General features: G+C 68.4%; 16 protein-coding genes and 1 pseudogene. 11 read left to right on the top strand and 6 right to left on the bottom strand.

Features of this window, described 5'->3' with window-relative positions; all coding sequences use genetic code 11:
• The first annotated feature begins 390 nt into the window (after nt 1–390).
• The 5 genes and pseudogenes from asnB to ACWEN3_RS20965 all read left to right on the top strand — a co-directional run.
• Nucleotides 391–2,193, top strand: a complete 1,803-nt coding sequence (gene asnB, locus ACWEN3_RS20985; protein WP_452973006.1) for an asparagine synthase (glutamine-hydrolyzing) — start codon at nt 391–393, stop codon at nt 2,191–2,193.
• Nucleotides 2,190–3,236: a PrpF domain-containing protein gene (locus ACWEN3_RS20980; RefSeq protein ID WP_452973003.1), complete on the top strand. Its 1,047-nt coding sequence runs from the start codon at nt 2,190–2,192 to the stop codon at nt 3,234–3,236. Before asnB ends, ACWEN3_RS20980 begins: the two co-directional genes overlap by 4 nt.
• A complete protein-coding gene (locus tag ACWEN3_RS20975) occupies nt 3,215–4,366 on the top strand; it encodes an acyl-CoA dehydrogenase family protein (protein WP_452973000.1) in 1,152 nt (383 codons plus the stop codon). The genes ACWEN3_RS20980 and ACWEN3_RS20975 overlap by 22 nt, the downstream gene beginning before the upstream one ends.
• Nucleotides 4,354–5,763, top strand: coding sequence for a dihydroorotase (locus ACWEN3_RS20970; RefSeq protein WP_452972997.1), 1,410 nt, complete (start codon nt 4,354–4,356; stop codon nt 5,761–5,763). The genes ACWEN3_RS20975 and ACWEN3_RS20970 overlap by 13 nt, the downstream gene beginning before the upstream one ends.
• Before the next feature lie 141 nt (nt 5,764–5,904).
• Nucleotides 5,905–5,979, top strand: a pseudogene (locus ACWEN3_RS20965) (S1 RNA-binding domain-containing protein); the annotation flags it as partial.
• A 27-nt stretch (nt 5,980–6,006) separates the two neighbouring features.
• On the opposite strand, the gene ACWEN3_RS20960 reads toward ACWEN3_RS20965, so the two are convergent.
• The 4 genes from ACWEN3_RS20960 to ACWEN3_RS20945 all read right to left on the bottom strand — a co-directional run bounded on the left by ACWEN3_RS20960 (nt 6,007) and on the right by ACWEN3_RS20945 (nt 9,587).
• A complete protein-coding gene (locus ACWEN3_RS20960) occupies nt 6,007–7,245 on the bottom strand; it encodes an ATP-grasp domain-containing protein (protein ID WP_452972994.1) in 1,239 nt (412 codons plus the stop codon).
• The gene (locus tag ACWEN3_RS20955) at nt 7,242–7,385 is read right to left on the bottom strand and encodes a hypothetical protein (protein ID WP_452972991.1); all 144 of its coding nucleotides are present in this window, start codon (nt 7,383–7,385) and stop codon (nt 7,242–7,244) included. The genes ACWEN3_RS20960 and ACWEN3_RS20955 overlap by 4 nt, the downstream gene beginning before the upstream one ends.
• Nucleotides 7,382–8,671: an MFS transporter gene (locus ACWEN3_RS20950; RefSeq protein WP_452972988.1), complete on the bottom strand. Its 1,290-nt coding sequence runs from the start codon at nt 8,669–8,671 to the stop codon at nt 7,382–7,384. The genes ACWEN3_RS20955 and ACWEN3_RS20950 overlap by 4 nt, the downstream gene beginning before the upstream one ends.
• A 76-nt stretch (nt 8,672–8,747) precedes the next feature.
• Nucleotides 8,748–9,587, bottom strand: a complete 840-nt coding sequence (locus ACWEN3_RS20945; protein ID WP_452972985.1) for a helix-turn-helix transcriptional regulator — start codon at nt 9,585–9,587, stop codon at nt 8,748–8,750.
• Between the two features lie 190 nt (nt 9,588–9,777).
• Here ACWEN3_RS20945 and ACWEN3_RS20940 point away from each other — a divergent pair, with 190 nt between their 5' ends.
• From ACWEN3_RS20940 to ACWEN3_RS20915, 6 genes are read left to right on the top strand one after another with little or no spacing between them, the layout of a single operon-like run.
• Entirely contained in the window at nt 9,778–10,824 is a 1,047-nt protein-coding gene (locus ACWEN3_RS20940) for a PLP-dependent cysteine synthase family protein (protein ID WP_452972982.1), read from the top strand.
• On the top strand, nt 10,821–11,912 hold the full coding sequence (locus ACWEN3_RS20935; RefSeq protein WP_452972979.1) for a methyltransferase: 1,092 nt from the start codon (nt 10,821–10,823) through the stop codon (nt 11,910–11,912). The genes ACWEN3_RS20940 and ACWEN3_RS20935 overlap by 4 nt, the downstream gene beginning before the upstream one ends.
• A gap of 3 nt (nt 11,913–11,915) precedes the next feature.
• On the top strand, nt 11,916–13,322 hold the full coding sequence (locus ACWEN3_RS20930; RefSeq protein WP_452972976.1) for an ATP-grasp domain-containing protein: 1,407 nt from the start codon (nt 11,916–11,918) through the stop codon (nt 13,320–13,322).
• Nucleotides 13,319–14,197, top strand: coding sequence for a TauD/TfdA dioxygenase family protein (locus tag ACWEN3_RS20925; protein WP_452972973.1), 879 nt, complete (start codon nt 13,319–13,321; stop codon nt 14,195–14,197). The genes ACWEN3_RS20930 and ACWEN3_RS20925 overlap by 4 nt, the downstream gene beginning before the upstream one ends.
• Nucleotides 14,198–14,199: 2 nt before the next feature.
• On the top strand, nt 14,200–14,979 hold the full coding sequence (locus tag ACWEN3_RS20920) for an HpcH/HpaI aldolase family protein (RefSeq protein ID WP_452972970.1): 780 nt from the start codon (nt 14,200–14,202) through the stop codon (nt 14,977–14,979).
• Entirely contained in the window at nt 14,976–15,902 is a 927-nt protein-coding gene (locus tag ACWEN3_RS20915; RefSeq protein ID WP_452972968.1) for a PLP-dependent cysteine synthase family protein, read from the top strand. Before ACWEN3_RS20920 ends, ACWEN3_RS20915 begins: the two co-directional genes overlap by 4 nt.
• Before the next feature lie 98 nt (nt 15,903–16,000).
• On the opposite strand, the gene ACWEN3_RS20910 is transcribed toward ACWEN3_RS20915, so the two are convergent.
• Nucleotides 16,001–17,233 carry an IS30 family transposase gene (locus ACWEN3_RS20910; RefSeq protein WP_452972965.1) on the bottom strand — a complete coding sequence of 411 codons (1,233 nt, stop codon included), beginning with the start codon at nt 17,231–17,233 and terminating at the stop codon, nt 16,001–16,003.
• A 65-nt stretch (nt 17,234–17,298) separates the two neighbouring features.
• A complete protein-coding gene (locus ACWEN3_RS20905; RefSeq protein ID WP_452973009.1) occupies nt 17,299–18,087 on the bottom strand; it encodes an RNA-guided endonuclease InsQ/TnpB family protein in 789 nt (262 codons plus the stop codon).
• Nucleotides 18,088–18,212: the final 125 nt, after the last annotated feature.

The raw sequence follows: 18,212 nt of genomic DNA, 5'->3' as shown, positions 1-18,212 counted from the left end.
GCAACAGGTCGAGCAGGTAACGGCGACCGGACAGCATGAGCACACCCCCTCTTGGGCTGACGTGATCAACCTAGGGCACGTCACTGACAGCGCAGCGAACTCGCCGCTGCGCGGCTCCGCGCCAAGGATGAACCAACCCCGCCCTGAAGGACGGGGCTTGCGCTCAAGAGATCCGGTCAAGCATCTCCTGCCGGACCGACGCTCTAGCCCGCTTCTAGGCCGAGCTGGTCAACTTGGGGCAATGCATGGGATGAACGAGGACCGGTTCCCTTCTCGGTAAGAGCAAAACCGGCCGAAGCCTCACGCTGATCCAGGAGACGAATTCGACCTACCGTCGCATCGGTACTGATAGTCCAGTTCCAATTAATTCACACAGGCGAGAGTCAGGCGATGTGTCGGATATTTGGTCACTTTAATGGCGTGGTGACCCCACGCGAACTCCAGGCGGTCGGTGCGCTTCAGCGGCACGGTGGCCCCGATGGCCAGGGCAGCGTGCACGACGCGATGTGGTCCGTCGGGAACAACCGGCTGGCCATTATGGATCTGGACGGCGGCCGGCAGCCGTACGAGCTGCTGGACGGTCGAATAAGAATCGTCTTCAACGGAGAGATCTACAACCACGACGAGCTTCGGCAGCGGCTGCGCGCGCGGGGTTACACCTTTCCCGATCGCTGCGACGGTTCGATCCTTCCGGCGCTGTACGACGTGTACGGCGACGGCTTCACCGAGCACTTGGACGGCATGTACGCGATCGCCGTCCTCGACCAGCGCGCCGAGCCACGGCTCGTGCTCGCCACCGATCACGTGGGCATGAAGCCGTTGTACTACCGGTGGGATCCGGCATCGGGAGCGCTTCACTTCTCCTCGGAGATCCCCGCCCTGCTCGCGTTCGACGCGGTGTCGAGCACCGCCTGGGCGCCGGGTCTGGAGGCGTACCTCGCGACCAAGACGCCCTTCGGCGAGCAGACGATGTTCGCCGACATCAAGGTGCTGCCGCCGGCGACCACAGCGGTCTGCGACCGGGTCTCGGGGTTGCGCGTCCTGCGTCGGAACCCGCCCCGGCCCGGCCCGTTGCCCGGCGACGACACACCCGGCCGACTGCGCGCGATGCTTCGGAACGAGGTGAGCCGGCTGCGGGTGGCCGACGTCCCGCTCGCCTCGATCACGTCCGGCGGGCTCGACTCCGGCCTGGTCACGGCATTCGCCGCAGAGGACGGCAGCGACCTTCACACCTTCAATCTCGCCTACAAGGGCTCCTGGCCCGGGGACGAGCGGCGGTACGCACGCCAGATCGCGGAGCGGACCGGGGCGGTCTACCACCAGGTGGAGATCGATCCGGCCACCTTCCCCGACCTGATGGCGGACGTCGTGTGGCACCTGGGCCAGCCGAACGCCGACCCGATCACGCTCAGCACCTATGCCCTGTTCCGCGCCGTACGGGACGCCGGCTTCAAGGTCGCGCTGACCGGCGACGGCGCGGACGAGGTCTTCGGCGGCTACGACCGGATGCGGGCGGCGGCGGGGGCCCCCGGCAAGTGGTCCTCAACCTACGCGGACGCCCTCGCCGTCGCCCCCGCGCGGCTGAGAGACCGGCTCTACACCAAGGACTACGCCGCCGAGGTGGACCTGACGGCACAGCTTCCCGAGAGGGCGAGCCATCTCCTTCGCGACGACGGCGACGATCGGTTGGGACGGATCACCGCTTTCGAGCTGGAGTACCGCCTGCCCGCGTACCATCTGCGCCGCGTGGATCACCTGAGCATGGCGCACTCGGTCGAGGTGCGGCTGCCGTACTGCCAACGCGACATCGTCGCCTTCGGCCGGGCGTTGCCCGACCACCTGCGCATCAGCGGCGGGCGGGTGAAGCGGGCGCTCTACGCCGCCGCCTCCGGACTGCTGCCGCAGGACGTCCTGAACCGCCCGAAGCAGCCCTTCACGTTGCCTGTCACCGCGATGCTCGCCCCTGGGCGGCCGCTGTGGGACTTCGCCCAGGACATGCTGGGCGCGAGCCGGCTGCGCTCCGCGGGCCAGGTCGAACCCGGCGCCGTACGGGACCTGTTCAAAGCCCAGGCCGACCGCCCGGACGACACCGCGGCGCTGACGATATGGGCGCTGCTGGTGCACGAAGTCTGGCGGGAGCAGTTCCGGCCGGGCGCCCGGGTGGGGGCCGCGATGGGGGCGATGGTCGCATGATGGGTCACGTCGCCTACGCGACCGGGAGCCCCTGCCCCACACTCGTCCTCGACGCGCGGCAGTTCCCGAGAGAGCGGGGTCCGCTCCTCGGGGCCCTCACCGAGGTCCGCCGGCGGATGGTGCAGGCCGGCGGGGCGCACATCCTCAAGATCGCGCTGATCGAGCCTTCGTCGCATCCGCTGTTCGATCTCGACTACCGCTTCATCCAGGCGCTGCCGGACGATGTGGCGCGGTTCGATCTGCGCGGATCGTGCGGCCACTCCGTGCTGTGCTCCGTGATGGCCGCCGGGCGGTCCGGGATGCTCCCCCGGCAGGGCCCCGGGGACCGGGTCCGGGTGAACGTCCTCAACAACGGCGATCACCTCGTGTGCGAGATCGAGGAGGCCGACCGGGAGACCGCCCGGTGCACGATGTACTTCCTGCACACGCCCCCGGTCCCGGTGGCAGGTCTGCTGCTGCGCGGCGAGCCGCAGACGATCCTCGACCTGGACGACGAGAAGGTGACCGCCTCCCTGGTCTCCTCCGGCAATCCCTACGTCTTCGTCGGGGCCCGGGAAGCCGGGGTGACCGACTCCGCGGAACTGTTCGCCGGGGGGCCCGACCTGTTCGACCGGCTGGAACGGATCCGCGGGGCGGCGGCCCGGTTGCTCGACTGGCCGCCCGACAGCGTGTTCCCCAAGATCGCGGTGGTGGTTCCCGACGGAGCCGGCCGGATAGCGGCTCGGGCCGTGACCGTGCCCGGCTGGCATCCCACGCTGGCGCTGACCGGCGCGGTCTGTCTGGGGGCGGCGAGTTGCATCCCGGAGACGATTCCATGGCTCGCGGCACGAGAAGTGGGATGTCTCGGCGGGCAGGTGGACATCCGAACCACCGGCGGAAGCACGGCGGTCACCGCCACCACCCGGATCGGTGACGGACGAACCGAACTCGCCTGGGTCGCCGTGGGCAACAAGACCGTCCGGTACCAGGGCCCGTTCTTCCCCGAATCGCTCATCACTTTCCAACCCAGGGAGTTCGGAGAATGTCTGTCGCTACCAGCCTGATTCGCAAAGAGGACGTCGTCCGCACGGTCGGGCCCACCCTCGCGCCGCCGATCCTGGACATGTTGCGCGAGTCCGATGCTCAAACCGCCGTCGTCGGCAAGCCCGACGAGTCGGTGCTGTCGAAGCTGCGGGCTTCGGGACTGCTCGCCACCGCCGTCCCGGAGGCGTACGGAGGCGCCGGGGGTGACGCCGCGGCTGTCAACCGGGTGGTGGAGCAGGTGGCGACGGTGAACCCGTCCGTGGCGATCATCTTGTTCCAGCATTTCGCGGTGTGCGCGCGAATCGACGAATGGGGCACCGACGAGCAGAAGGCCAAATACCTGCCGGCTTTGGCCTCGGGCGAGTTCCTCGCCGCTTCGGCGTGGAGCGAGACAGGGGCCGGTGCCGCCAAGAAGCGGCTGGCTTCCACCGCCGAGCGACTCCCGGGCGACCGATGGCTGCTGAGCGGCGCGAAGGCGTTCACCACCGGCGCCGGTGTCGCGGACCTCTACCTCGTGCTCGTGCAGACGTCGCAGGCACAGGACGACCCACACAGCAGCTACGGCTCGGCCGGCCAGACCTTCTTCCTCGTACGCGGCGACAACCCCGGACTGATCCCCGATCTGAGCCTGGAACTGGTCGGCATGCGCGGATCCGCGACGGGCTTCGTCCAACTCCGCGACTGCGAGGTCACCGACGACGACCGCCTGGGACCGCTCGGACACGCGACGGCCATCATCGCCGGCGTGCGGGAGAGCGGCGCGACGCTCGGCGCGGTGTCGATCGGCATCGCCCAGGCGGTGTACGACCTCGCCGCCCAACACCGCGCCCGTCTCGACGCGGCACGGGCCCAGACCGTCCGGCACCAGATGGTCGCGCTCAGCACGCTGCTGGAGTCGGGGCGCGCCTTCGTCGTGCGCGCGGGCCACCGATCGTCGGACGATCCGGGCCGGACCACGCTGCAGGCCAAGCTGCACGCCTCCGCCGCCGCCGAGCAGATATGCCTCGAGGTCTCCCGCATGCTCGGGTCGGCCGGCTACGTCGTCGATCACCGGCTGAACCGGCTGATCGCCGATGCCCGGGCGGTCGCCCTGATGGGCCCGACCAACGACCTGTGCCGAGAGTTGGTGGCGGAGTCATGGGAGAGCTGAGCCGGGAACGTGCCGATCTCGTAGTGACCGGGCGCATCGTCACGCCAACGGGCGTGCGGCCGGGCGCGGTTGCCGTGTCCGCGGGCCGAATCGACGCCATCACCGACATCGACGAGGCCGATCCGGCAGTGCCCCGGCTCGACGCCGGCGACGCTTACGTCCTGCCCGGGCTGATCGACTCACATGTGCACTTCCGCACGCCGGGCCTGGAGCACAAGGAGGACTGGGAGCATGCCGGCCGGGCCGCCGTGGCGGGTGGCGTCACCACCGTCATCGACATGCCGAACACGAAGCCTCCGGGATTGACGCCGGACGCGATAGCGGCGAAGGCCGCGTTGGTGGCCGGGTCGTCGCTGGTCGACTACCGGTTCCATCTGGGCGCCGACCCGGACCACCCCGAACTGCTCGCCGACCTCGACCCCGCGATCGCCACCAGCGCCAAGGTCTTCATGGCCGGGCACCAGACCGCGCCGACGGTCGTGCGGGACCGGGACCAGCTGGAGAGGATCTTCGCCGCCGCCGCTGCCGGCGGCGTGCAGCTCGTGCTGCACGCCGAGCGGGACACCCTGTTCACGCTGCTCGACGACGCGCGGGGGCGGCTTCGGGACTACACCGCCTACGAACGGTCACGGCCGCGCAGCGGCGGAATCGCGGCCGTGGCCGATGTCATCGAGCTGGTGCGCCGGTACGGAACGCAGGCGCACATCCTGCACGTGTCCAGCGCGGAGGAGGTCGACCTGCTCGCGGCCGCGCACGCCGACGGGCTGCCCCTCACCTTCGAAGTGACCTCGCACCACCTGTCGTTCACCGACCACGACACGCTGCGGACCGGAGCCCGTACCCGCCTGGCGCCGGCCATCCGCTCCGCAGCCGACCAGGACCGACTCTGGACGGCCTTGCGCCGCGGCGAGGTCGCCACCCTGGGCAGCGACCACGCTCCGCACACCATGGCGGAGAAGCTCCTGCCGATCCCGGACGCTCCGCCCGGGATCCCCGGCGTGCAGGAGCTCGCCGTCGCCGTCTGGACCGGGATGCGCCGACGGTGGCTCGACGAATCCTCCGACGTGGCGATCATGCGACTCGTCGACCACCTGGCGGCCAGGCCGGCAGCGCTTTTCCGGCTGCCGGGCAAGGGCCGCCTGGAGCCGGGCGCCGACGCGGACATGACGATCTTCGGCCCGGAAGATCCGTGGATGCTTTCCGCGCACGACGTATACGCCAAATGCGGCTGGTCGGCCTATGAGGGATGGACGATGGCCGGCAAGGTGCTGACCACGATCAGGGCGGGAGAGGTGGTCTGGGACGCGGGCGACCGGAGCTTCGGCAGCCCCACCGGACGCTGGCTTCCGGCCGAGATGCCGCGGCGACCGCTCACAACAAAGAGCGCCCGCCCATGACCCGCACCTTCGAAACGTACTACTGGGACGGGCCGGTGGTGCCGGGTCACGGGGCCGTCGGGCGCCCCCGACAGGTGCTGTGACCGCATAGGTTCGCCGTGTTGGTGGTGGTGGCGGTTGGCTGTGCGGTGACGCCCGATCAAGGTGGTCCCGTTCGGCGTCTTCGTGCAGGTCGCCGACGGCATTGAGGGACTGGTCCACCTACGAGAGCTCACAACCCGGTGAACCTGTGCGGTCGCAGCACTAGGTTCGTGGGGTGTTCCCAAAGTGGTCCGACGGGCCGGGGACCGTCGTGGCGCGCAGCAGGCCGCGCACGATGGTGATCCGGCGGTCCGCTTCCTGCTCGGACGCGGCGTCGATCACGACATGGCCGTGCCGGCTTCCGGAGTTCCTGATCTCTGGGACCGTGTCGCCCGGTGTGAAGGGGAACTTCAGCTCGTGCACGAAGGGGAGGGCACGGATGGCGTCCAGCCCCTCCACGGATACGAGCCGTCCGGGACGGAGCTGGAAGAAGGAGACGCACCCCACCCGGTGGGCGGTGTCGACCTGGACCGGTTTGCCGACGAGCGCGCGGAAGATGGCCGCCTCGATGTCGAACCCGGAGGCGAGCGCGATGGCTCGATGGATCCGGTCGCCCGGGGCGCGGGTCTGCGACTCGACGATCCTTGGACCGTCCGGCGTCAGGATGACCTCCGTGTGCGCCGGGCCGAACCGGTATCCGGTCTCGTTCAGGAACCGGAGGACCAGGTCGGTGACTGCCGCCCGAGCGGGTTCGGCCATGGACGCGGGGTGTACGTGCCCGATCTCGGTGAAGCCGGGCGGCGGCGTCTTCCGCTTGGCGGTGACGCCCACGAGGTGGTGGGATCCCTGCGCGGTCAGCGTCTCGACGCTGAACTCGGGCCCGCGCAGGTACTCCTCAAGCAGCACGGGACCCGCATAGCCCTGGTCGGCGAGCTGCTCCTCCCAGTCGTCCATGTCCCGCGCCTCGTGGATGAGCCGTACGCCGCGGCTGCCGGAGAGAAGGGCCGGCTTGGCCACGACGGGCAGCTCGAACTCCGGCAACAGCGCCCGGGCCTCCCCCGCTGATTCGGCCACGGTGGCCCGCACCGGCGAGAGACCGCGCTCGCGCAGCAGTTGGCGCATCGCCGTCTTGTCGTTGATGACGCGCAGCGCCGCCGGTGGATTCGGGGCGAGCCCCAGCGCGTGCGCCTCCTCACAGACGGGTAGCTGGGTGTCCTCGTTGCCCAGGTGCAGAACATGGGAGACACCCAGCCGCGTGGCCGTCTCGGCCACCAACCGGCGCAGCCCGGCGACGTCCCGGAAGTCGGTGAACAGGAGTTCCTCGGAGTACCGCGCGACCTCGTCCCGGTGGTCCTGCGGGATGCGGTCCGGGTCCCAGATGGAGAAGACCCGAAGGCCCTCCTCGGTGGCCTTGCGCACGTACGCCCGCCACGGCATCACCATGAGGATCTTGTCTGTCATCGCTGCGCTCCATTCACTTGCGCGGTGAGCGGGCCGCCGTCCGTCGTGCGGATCTCGATGCCGCCGGCGACGATGTTCGGTGCCTGCGGCTTGCCGCGTCGGCGGGTGGGTGCGGCGTTCGCCTCGCCGACCGTACTCATGGCTTCTGCGCGCCTTCCTGGGCGACGAGGGCGTGCGGTGCGGCTGCGTGCGCGTCACGCACGCGGAAGAGCGACCGGTAGAGGAGCATCGCGCCGATTCCGAAGAGCCCGAACAGTACGCTCATCCCGGCCGCCGGGATCAGCACGCCGATGGTCACGCAGAGCGAGCCGACGATCATCCCCAGCTGCACGTTGATCTGGTACACGGCCATGTACCTGCTCCGGTCCTCGGCGGGCACCAGATCGGCCAGCAGGACCTGCCGGATCGGCACCGACATGATCTCGCCGATGGTGAGCACCACCGCGGCCACGAGCAGGAGCCAGGGGGCGTTGCTCGCCCCCCACACCATGTATCCGGCCGTGAAGAGGCCGATGCCGCCGAAGATGCGCTGCCGGTCGGACAGGCGGCGGAACAGCCACGCGGCGAACAGCGCCAGGCAGACCACGATGAGGGTGTTCGCCGCCCGGAGGATGCCGAGCATCTCGACGCCGTTGACGGTCGGCCGCCACCCGCCGATGTCGAGGAGCTGCTGCCGGCCGAACTCATTGCTGAGGCGCACGGCGATGTAGTACGAGATCTGGATCTCAACGCTGCGGATCAGGAGGGCGGACAGGATCAGGCGGGCGAGGACGCTGTCGCGCAACGCCGTTGCGTAGCCGTCCAGCAGTGTCTTCAGCCATCCGCGGTCCTGGACCTCGACCGTGTGGCCGCGCGGTGCGGTCTCGCTGATCGCGACCAGGGTGATGAGTGCGATGACGCTCGCCAGCACGGCGGCGCCGGCAAGGAGATAGAAGAAGTGCCGTCCGTAGACGAAGCCGCCCACGAGGGAACCCATGAGGAACGCCACGTTGATCGACCAGTAGTTGATCGTGTAGATCTGCGCACGCGTCTCCGGGGTGGATACGTCCACCATCATCGCGTCGTTGGCGGGTACCGCGATGCCGAAGAGGCTGGTGCTGAGCAGGTAGCAGCAGAAGGTCGCGGTTCCCGAGTGCCACCATGGGGAGTTCGCCAGGGCGAGCAGTACGAGGGCCGCGGCGCTGCAGGTCTCGCCGAGCAGGAGGGTGGGGCGCCGGCCGAGGGTGTCGGACAGGTGGCCGCCGGCGAACGTACACCCGACGACGGCGACGGCGATCGCGAGGGTCATGAGTCCCGCCGTCGCCGCGCCGTACAGGTGCGAGAAGTGGATCACCATCAGCGGGGCGAGCATGATGTCCAGGAATTTGCGGACGAACCCGACTCCGATGCGCAGCTTCAAGTTCCGGTGTACGTCGGCGGTGATCATGTATACCTCGAAATCCTGATCGGACGGCAGATGGAGCCGGCGTCCGAGGCCGCTGTCAGCCGACCGGACATGCCGTTCAGCCGACCTGGCCCGCGGCCGGACGGGACATGGGAAGCGAACGCAGATCCGGCAGCGCGAGCAGGATCGGCGGATCGGTCGGCCTGCTCGGTCGCAAGCGCATCGACACGCGAAGGGCCGTACGAGTCCCGACCGTCACCGAATCGCGCCGGTCCACGAACAGCGGCTGGTGGGTGCGTTGGTCCAGGCCGGTGGCACGCGCGGCCGCGACGGCGTGGACGAACCACGTGCCGGGCGGGACGTTCGGCAATACGCAGCGCAAGGGGTGGTCGTCGGCCGCATCGACGATCGTCGCGGCGACGGGCGGGCTCTGGAGGATGGGGGACGGGAAGATCCCTACGTACACCCGCAGGCCTGAGCACCCGCCGGGAAAGGAAATCGTCACGGCCGCCGTGCCGCGTGACGAATGCACGTTGTTCTCCGGCGGGAGGAGATCGAGTACGGTGCCCTCCCCGAGGTGGCGGAACTGGCTCGGTGGCATGCCGACACTCTGTGTGAAGTAGTTCGTGAACGACCCCAGGCTCTGGTATCCAACGGCGGACGAGATGTCCGTGATGGTCCTCGAGGTGTTGATCAGCAGGCGCTTCGCCTGATGGATGCGTACCGCGGAGAGAAACCGGCCAGGGGTGACTCCGGTGATGTCCCGGAATGTTCGGGCGAAGTGGAAGCGGCTGAGCAGGGCGCTCTTCGAGAGCTCGTCCAGCGAGATCGGCTCGCTGTACCTCTCCCAGATGTACTCGATTGCCCGTTCTATAGATTCACGGGTGGCGCCGTCGTGGGTCTCGGGTGCTGCCCGGCATCTGGCTGCTGTCACGACCGATATTCTGCGCCGCCGCAATCTCGCTCCGGTCGAGCACGGCTCGAGCAGCGCTCGAAGCGGGATGGGACGGCTGCGGCAAGCCGGGTGTCAGCAATATGGGATATGGCTTGTCCTTTTCGCCCGGCGCATGCTGTGAAGCATGCGAGGCGCCCGTCATCCCCGCCGGCGGAAGCTGCCGGTGTGAACGAGACGGCGGAGAGGAATTCCAATGGACGAGGTCCGGAAGATTTTGGCGCCGGTAGTGGACGCACTACTGAAGCCGTTCAGCCAGGTCCCCGAAACCGAGCTGCAGAGCATGGCCGCCATCCACGAACGATATCCAGGGCTGGCCAGATTCCGTGAGCGGCTCGGAAATACGCCGCTCATCGAGGTCCCGTCGAAGCCCGGTGGCGCGACCATTCTCGCGAAGTGCGAATGGGGAAACCCGGCGGGCTCGGTAAAGGATCGCGTGGCCTACGCGCTGGTCTGTGATGCCGTCAGGCGCCACGGAGACCGGCCGGCAGAGGATCTTCGGCTGGTGGAGTACTCGGGCGGGAACCTGGGTCTGGCGCTGTCGTATCTGTGCGCGGAAGCGGAAATCCCCCTGCGTCTGGTCGTGGCGTCGTTCACGTCGGAGAGCGTGCTGGACACGCTGCGGTCCCGCGGGACCACGGTGGACATCGCCCCGCAGGAGGAGGGCTTCCTCGGCACGATCAGGCAGGCGCTGCGGATCGCGGACGGAGACGGCTCCTGGCAGCTTCTGTTCCAGCACGTCAACCCCGCCAACCTGACCATCCATCAGGCGACCACGGGCACAGAGATCGTGAAACAGCTGGACGGCCGCAAGCCGCACACCTGGGTTGCCGCCATCGGTACGGGCGGGACCCTCATCGGCGTGCTGAACATGCTGCGCACCATCAGTCCTGGCGTCCGGGCGGTGGGCGTCACGCCGGCGGAATCCCCCTACGGGCACGGCGGGGCTCCGGCCACCCCCCAGGGACTGTGCGGCACCGGTGGACTCGGATACGGCCTCAAACAGCCGTTCGTGAAGGCGTACGAGGACGACGTCGCCGCGCACTACCAAGTCTCCTATCCGGAAGCACTCGAGGGTGCCGCGGAATTCTTCAGCCTGACCGGCACCCGGATCGGCACGTCCGCCTCGGCGAACTGGCTGGTCGCGCGCAAGATCGCCGCAGAGCTGCCCCCCGACGAGCTGGTGGTCACCATGTTCGCCGACGCCGGAAACCCCGAGCAGTGGAAAGCGATAGGGAAATGACCACGCCCGCGGGACCACCGGCGAGGCCCGAGCACGTCCTGGAGCAGTTCCGGGACCTTGCGGTCGGCCCGACCAGGTTCATGACCGTGTACGCCTGCTACGAGCTCGGGATCCTGGACCATCTCCGGAAAAATGACGGTACCGGGGTGTCGGCCGCACAGATAGCCGCGGTGGCCGGCGTCCGGCCGGACGCCGTCGAGCAACTGCTGCACCTGCTCGTCAAGGAAGACTTCGTCACATACGACGAGAGCACCGGCGGCTACCGGGCCGGCGGCCTCGCCCGCCTCTCCGATGACGAGTTCGCCCGGGCCATGCGCCTGATGACCATGATCAAAGAGGTCTGCCTGCGGCAGCTCTACTACCTGGCCGACAGCGTGCGGACGGGAACGGTGGTGGGCCTGGAGAAGATCTTCGGGTTCCACGGCAACCTCTACGAGGCGTGCGCCGAACACGATGAGCTCCGCGCCGCATGGTCCGCCATGATGGACCAGACGACCTCCCTCATCGACCCATGGTTCTTCGAGAACGTCGACATCGAGCACGGCAGCAGGGTCCTCGACCTGGCGGGGCATACTGGACTGGGCGCGATCCTGACGTGCAAGCACAATCCGGAGAAGAACCTGCAGGTAGCCTGCTTCGATTTCCCGGAGAAGCAGGACGACGCGCTGGAGAACTTCCGCGCGCACGGTGTCGAGGACTCCTGCTCCTTCATCGGCGGCGACGTGTACGACGGCCTTCCCAAGGGCTTTGAAGTCGTCCTGGTAAAGCACTTCCTGGATCAGCTCGGCAAGGAAAACGTATTCCGGGTGCTTCGCGCCGTGTACGAGTGCCTGGAGCCCGGCGGCCGGATCTACGCCCTGGTCCCGACCTACCCGGAGGACGTGAAGGACTCGAGCCAGGCAGACTTCTTTCCGGCATATTTCCTCGGCTGCAGCACGGCCGAGGGCGGTCCGCAGAAGGTCTCCACCTACAAGCGGTGGATGGAGGAATGCGGTTTCACCGCCATAGAGATGATCACTCACGAGGCGGACAAGCGGCCTCCCGAGATGATCCATGTGCACACTATTCTGTGCGGAGTAAAGGAATAGTCGGTGAAAAAACGCATCCTGCTGGTGCACAGCAAGGGCGGTCCACCCGTTGATTTCGCGCTGCCCCGGCTGGCCGCCCGGGGAGAGGTCCACGTACTCGCACTCCGCCCGCTGCCGGCCGGGGCCGAGGCGTTCTGCGCCTCCGTCACTCCCGCCCATGAGCGGCGACTGAAGGGGAACGAGCTGGTCGACGCGATCGTCGAGGCGGCTGTCCGCGTCGGTGCGGACGCGCTGTGCGGCCTGTCGGAGTACACGGTGGTCCCGGTGGCGCTGGCGGCCGACCGGCTGGGCCTTCCCGGCCCGGGTCCGGGGGCGGCGTCATCGCGCGACAAGCGACTGATGCGGGCCGCGTGGGACAGGGCCGGGGTGCCGCAACCGGCGTACCGGACGGTGGCTTCGGCGGCGGACCTGCGCCAGGCGTTCCACGAGTTACGGCCGCCGCTGTTGCTGAAGTCGGCCTGGGGCGCCGGCTCGACCGCGCAGCTCGTCATCTCCTCCGAGGAGCAGATCGCGCCGGCGTGGCAGGAGGCGACGGCGGTGATGAGGACGGCGGACGCGACGAACGTCCTGATGCTGGAGGTGCCGGGTGCGGAGAACGACTTCCTCGCCGAGGAGATCATCCCGGGGACGACGCGGTCATGGTGGGAGGACGGAAGCGGCTACGGTGACTATCTGAGCGTGGAGGGAATAGTCATCGAGGGGGTCTATCACCCGGTCTGTATAACGTCGAGGCTGCCGACGATCCCGCCCTTCATGGAGCTGTGCAACGTAGCGCCGTGCGAACTCCCGGTACCGCTGCAGCACGCGATCGAATCGGTGGCTCGGGCCGCGGTCGATGCTCTCGGGCTGCGGACATGCGGTACGCACACCGAGATCAAGCTGATGGAGGACGGGGGGCTCGCGCTGATCGAGTCCGCCGCGCGATTCGGCGGCGCCATGATCCTTGCGCAAATAGAGCACGTCTACGGCTGTGATCTGGTCGGAATTCTGGCCGACGCGCTGCTCGGGCTCCCGGCCGACCCGCCGAATTCCATGCTGACCCCCCACGACGCCACCGGAGCAGCGTGCACGCTGTCCCTCCTGGCCACGAACGCCGCGGGGAAGCCGTGGTCGAAGGACCTGGTCTGGGACAGTCGCGCGGTCGACTGGCCGTCCTTGGTGACTCCCGGCACGAGCGTCGAGACCGCGCCGGGACTGACGATCCCGGACGGGACACCCATGCCGAAATACGAGCACAGCGGCGGAAAGATGGGCCTCGGCGGAGTTCTCTACATGACGTCGGCGGATTCCGGGACGCTCGTGCACGACGCGTACGCGGTTCTGAACGGCCTGGAGGACGCGTTGGCGCGGGGACGGCATGAGCAGACCGCGCCCGTGGTTCGGGAAAGAAGCGGGGGGTCAAGCAAATGAGCGGCATCGACATCCGGCGCATCGGCGGCCGAATAGGCGCCGAGATCACCGGTATCGACTTGGGTTCCACCATCTCGGATCAGCTGTTCTCCGAGATCAAGAAGGCGTTCCTCGACCACAAGGTGCTGTTCTTCCGTGATCAGGAGATCAGTGACGAACAGCAGTTGGCCTTCGCCGGCCGATTCGGCCCGCTCACCCACCGGCATCCACTGATGCGGACCGCCGAGCAGAGCCCGCAGGTCCTCGTCGTGGACGGGGAGGACCAACGCGCCAACCACTGGCATTGCGACATCAGCTTCACCGAGACCCCGTCGCTGGGAACCACGCTGCGGAGTGTGGTGCTGCCGCCCTACGGCGGAGACACGCTGGTGGCAAGTGGCGAGGCCGGCTACCGGGCTCTCCCGGCCGAGTTGCGGGAGGTCGCCGACCGGCTGTGGGCGGTGCACACCAACCGGGCGGAACAGCCGCGCCTGGGCACCAGGCGTGGTGACGAAGTGCGCCGGGCCTTCCTCGCCAAGCGGTTCGAGACCGCGCACCCGGTCGTCCGGGTCCACCCGGAGACGGGCGAACCCTCCCTGTTCCTCGGCGGCTTCGCCCAGCGACTGGTGGGAATGAGCCTCCGGGAGTCGCGGCCGATCATCGATGTGCTGCAGTCATACGCATTGCGTCCGGAGAACCAGGTCCGCTGGAACTGGCGGCCGGGAGACGTGCTCATTTTCGACAATCGCTGCACGCAGCATTACGGCGTCGATGACTACGACGGCCACAGGCGGCTGCTGCACCGCGTCTCGGTCACCGGCGATGTGCCCGTCGGCCTGGACGGCAAACGCAGCTACACGATCCATGCCGACGACGGGGATGAGGAAGGGCAATAGACATGGCGTTGCCAGATTCGTTTGCGCGCAGGCTCCGCGCCCGCGAGCAGCTTGCCGGTTACTGGATCTCGTGTGACAACCCTGTCGCGACCGAACGCATCGCCCGGCTCGGCTATGACTACATCGGAGTCGACGGCCAGCACGGGGTGCTGTCGCAGCCGGGTTGGAGCGCCGCGATGATGGCGGTGGACGCGGGACAACGCGCGGCGGGCCTGATCCGGGTTCCCTCCGTGGATCCTGTCGCCATCGGTGCCGCTCTGGACACCGGAGCGCGTGGCGTGATCGTACCCATGGTCGAAACGCCGGAGCAGGCCGCGACGGCAGTGCGGGCTACGCGGCACTGGCCTGCCGGAACCCGCAGTCTGGCCGGCCCCGTGCGGGCACAGTTCCGGCTCGGCGATGTCCCGGCCGAGATCGACGAGGGCGTGGTCTGCATCGTCATGATCGAGACGATGGCCGCCATGAACAACCTGGACAAGATCTGCGCGACTCCGGGCCTGGACGCCGTCTATCTGGGACCGGCCGACCTGTCCGTGGCACTTGGCGGACGGTACTTCGGTGATCCCGCGGTACAGCCGGCTCTGCTGGAGGCGACGACCGCCATCGCCGAAGCCGCACGGCACGCAGGTATCGCAAGCGGCATCCACTGCATGGACGGCAAGAGCGCGGCCCGGTGGCTGTCGGAGGGTTACACCTTCGCGACGGTCTCCAGCGATATCACCCACCTGGAACAGGCCGCGGCCGCGCACCTGGCGGCAGCCCGGGGGGCGGGAGCCTCATGAGCTCGGAAGGCCGGATCTACCAGTCCATGGAGGAGTTGGTCGGCAGCACTCCCCTGCTTCAGTATCGGCTGCCCGGCGTCCCGGCGGGTGTGCGGACACTGGCGAAGCTCGAGATGCTGAACCCGCTCGCCAACGTCAAGGACCGGGCGGTGCTCTACATGTTCCGTGCCGCCCAGCGATCGGGACAACTGCCGCAGGACGGGACGGTGATCGAGTGCTCGTCCGGGAGCACCGGGATCTCCCTTGCCGCGCTGTGCCTCCTGCACGGTCACCGCTGCATCATCGTCATGCCGGACAACGCCACCGTGGAACGGCAGCTGATACTGCGCAAGCTAGGGGCTGAGATCAAGTTCGTGCCCCATGGTGACGGACTGCTGTCCGCATGGGCGTACGCGGAGCGGCTGCAGAAATCCATACCCGGCTCCTGGCTTCCGCACCAGGACACCAACCCCGCCAACGCGCTGGCGCATTACGAGACCACCGGCCCCGAGCTGTGGCGGGACACCGCGGGCGAAATCGATGTGCTGGTATGTGGAGTTGGCACCGGCGGGACGCTGACCGGCATAGCGCGTTTCCTCAAGGAACGACGCGATGTCCATGTGGTCGCGGTCGAGCCCACCAGGTCGGCCGTCCTTTCGGGCGGCGAAGCGGGACCGCACGGCATCCCCGGGATCGGGGCGGGCTACGTCTCGGAAATCACGGACCTCGCGCTGATCGACGAGGTGATCGCGGTGTCGGACGACGACGCGGCCACCACGAGCCGGGAGATCACCCAGGCCACCGGACTGCTCGCCGGGATATCGTCGGGGGCGGCGGCACATGCCGCCCGTATCCTGTCCCGGCAGCCACAATGGTCCGAGGCGACGATCGTCTCGGTGTTCCCCGATTCCGGTGAACGCTATCTCTCGGCCGGCGCGGATTAATCAGGTTGAACTCGTGGAGTCCGGTGCCCGTGACGGTTCTTGATCGCTGCGGTACGACATGGTCATGGGCGGATTCCAGGCATCGTCGCAACGCATGATCAGTTGCTTGTTGTGGCGAGCAGAGTATGTAGGCGCTCGGCTGGGGTTTGCCAGCCGAGTGTTTTGCGTGGACGGCTGTTGAGTTCAGCGGCGACGGCGGCGAGGTGCTCGCGGGTGTGGGCTGTGAGGTCGGTTCCCTTGGGAAAGTACTGGCGAAGCAGGCCGTTCGTGTTCTCGTTGGAGCCTCTCTGCCAGGGGCTGCCGGGGTCGCAGAAGTAGACCGGCATGCCAGCTGCCGTGGCGAACTCGTGATGGCGCCCCATCTCGGCACCCTGGTCCCAGGTCAGAGACCGTTTGAGGTGCGTCGGCAGGTCCTGGACGGTGTCGAGGAGCGCGTCGCGGACCAGGTGCGGGGCTCGCCCGCTGGGAAGGTGGACGAGCATGAGGTAGCGGGTGCTGCGTTCGACCAGCGTCCCGATCGCGGATCCGTTGTTCTTGCCAATAATGAGGTCACCTTCCCAATGACCGGGCACGGCCCGGTCGCTGGCTTCCGCGGGACGCTCGCTGATCATCACCATGGGGACGGGAAAGCGCGGGGTGCGCTGCTGGGCCTGGCGGCGGGGTTTGCGCATGGCCCGTCCGGTGCGCAGGGCGCGTGCCAGCTCGCGGCGGAGTTCTCCCCGGCCCTGAACGTAGAGGGCTTGGTAGATCGTCTCGTGCACCACATGCATCTCCGGGCGGTCGGGGAAGGTCCGGCGGGGCTGCTGGACGATCTGTTCGGGACTCCAGCGGCTGCTCAAATGCCGCTGGATGAATTCCCGCAGTTCGGGACTCTGGCCGATCTTCCCGGGCTTCGGCCGGGGCCTGCGGGCATCGGCGCGGGACTGGGCGGCGTGAGGCCGGTAGTGCAGCCGGCCTCCCCGGCCGGGAGTTCCGTTGCGGCGGATCTCCCGGCTGACCGTGGACGGGCTGCGGCCCAGCTCCGCGGCGATCGCACGGACCGACGCCTTCTCCCGCAGTCGGTCGGCTATGTGGATACGGTCAGCCTCCCGCAAAGAGCGCGAAGGGCCCTTGGGGGCTCCCGGCCGCGTCACGGGCGGGCTGCCCTTGTGCCGGCCCGACGCCCGCCAGCCGTTGCGCCACCTCATGCCGGTCCGCCGGTCGATGCCGACAAGCCGGCATGCTTCACGGTTGCTCACCCCCTGGTCCATAAGCCGGAAGTATTCCTCCCGCTCACGGACCAGGATCCGGCGCCCTTGCGGCTTTCTGTTCGGCCGAATCTCGAACGTCATCGCACCCCTTGAGCTGGTGCGTTGCAACGATCACTGGAACCTAAGATGAATGAGGGGGCTTCTCGCTAGGCCGGTTGGGCTTCGCGACGGGCCAGCCCGGCCCGTAGAACGTTCAGGGCGCCCACGGTATCCGCGTGCGCGTAATGGCCGCACGAGATGCAGTGGAAGGTTTCCTGTGTGGGCCGGTTCTCCTGGGCGGTGTGCCCGCATGCCGGACACCGCCGGGAGGTGTTGCGGGCATCCACGGCCATCACTTCCCGTCCGGCGCATGCTGCCTTGGCGGTGAGGATCGTCAGGAACACCCCCCACCCGGCATCGGTGATCGAGCGGTTCAGCCCAGCCTTCGCACCGGCCCCGTTGGGCAGGAAGCCGCCCGCCTGTCCGGGGTCCGGCTTGGGGGCGGGGGCCCGGCTCATGTTGCGGATCTTGAGGTCTTCGTGCGCGATGAAGTCGTGCCCGCGCACGAGGTCGAGCGCGGTCTTGTGGGCGTGGTCCAGGCGCCGGTGGCGGACCTTGCGATGCAGCCGGGCCATCCTCTCCACGGCCTTGCGACGCCGCTTCGAACCGCGCTTGCACCGGGCGAGGGCCTGCTGCGCGGCCTGCAGCTTCGCTGCCGCCGTCCGGCCGTGGCGGGGGTTGGGCACGAACTCGCCGTCGGAGGTGGCGAGGAAGTTGGCTATGCCCATATCGATGCCGACCACCGCGCCGGTCGGCTCCAGCGGCTCGGGCTGGGCCTGCTCGGCGGTCAGGATCAGATACCAGCGCCGGCCCTCGCGCCTGACCGAGATCGTCTTGACCCCTGCCGACCACCACCCGGTGCCGGGGTGACGGGATCGTGCGGGGTGGCATCCCAGCGGCAGCCGTCGCCGTCCTTGGGGAAATCCACCGTGTCGAACCGCTTGGACGACCTAAAACGCGGATACCCCGGCTTCTCCCCCACCTTGACGCGCCTGAAGAACGCGGTGAACGCCCTGTCCAG

It is taken from the genome of Streptomyces sp. NPDC004561, assembly GCF_053602155.1.
Note: the sequence above shows the minus strand (reverse complement) of the source record. Positions and strands in the feature narration are given on the sequence as shown.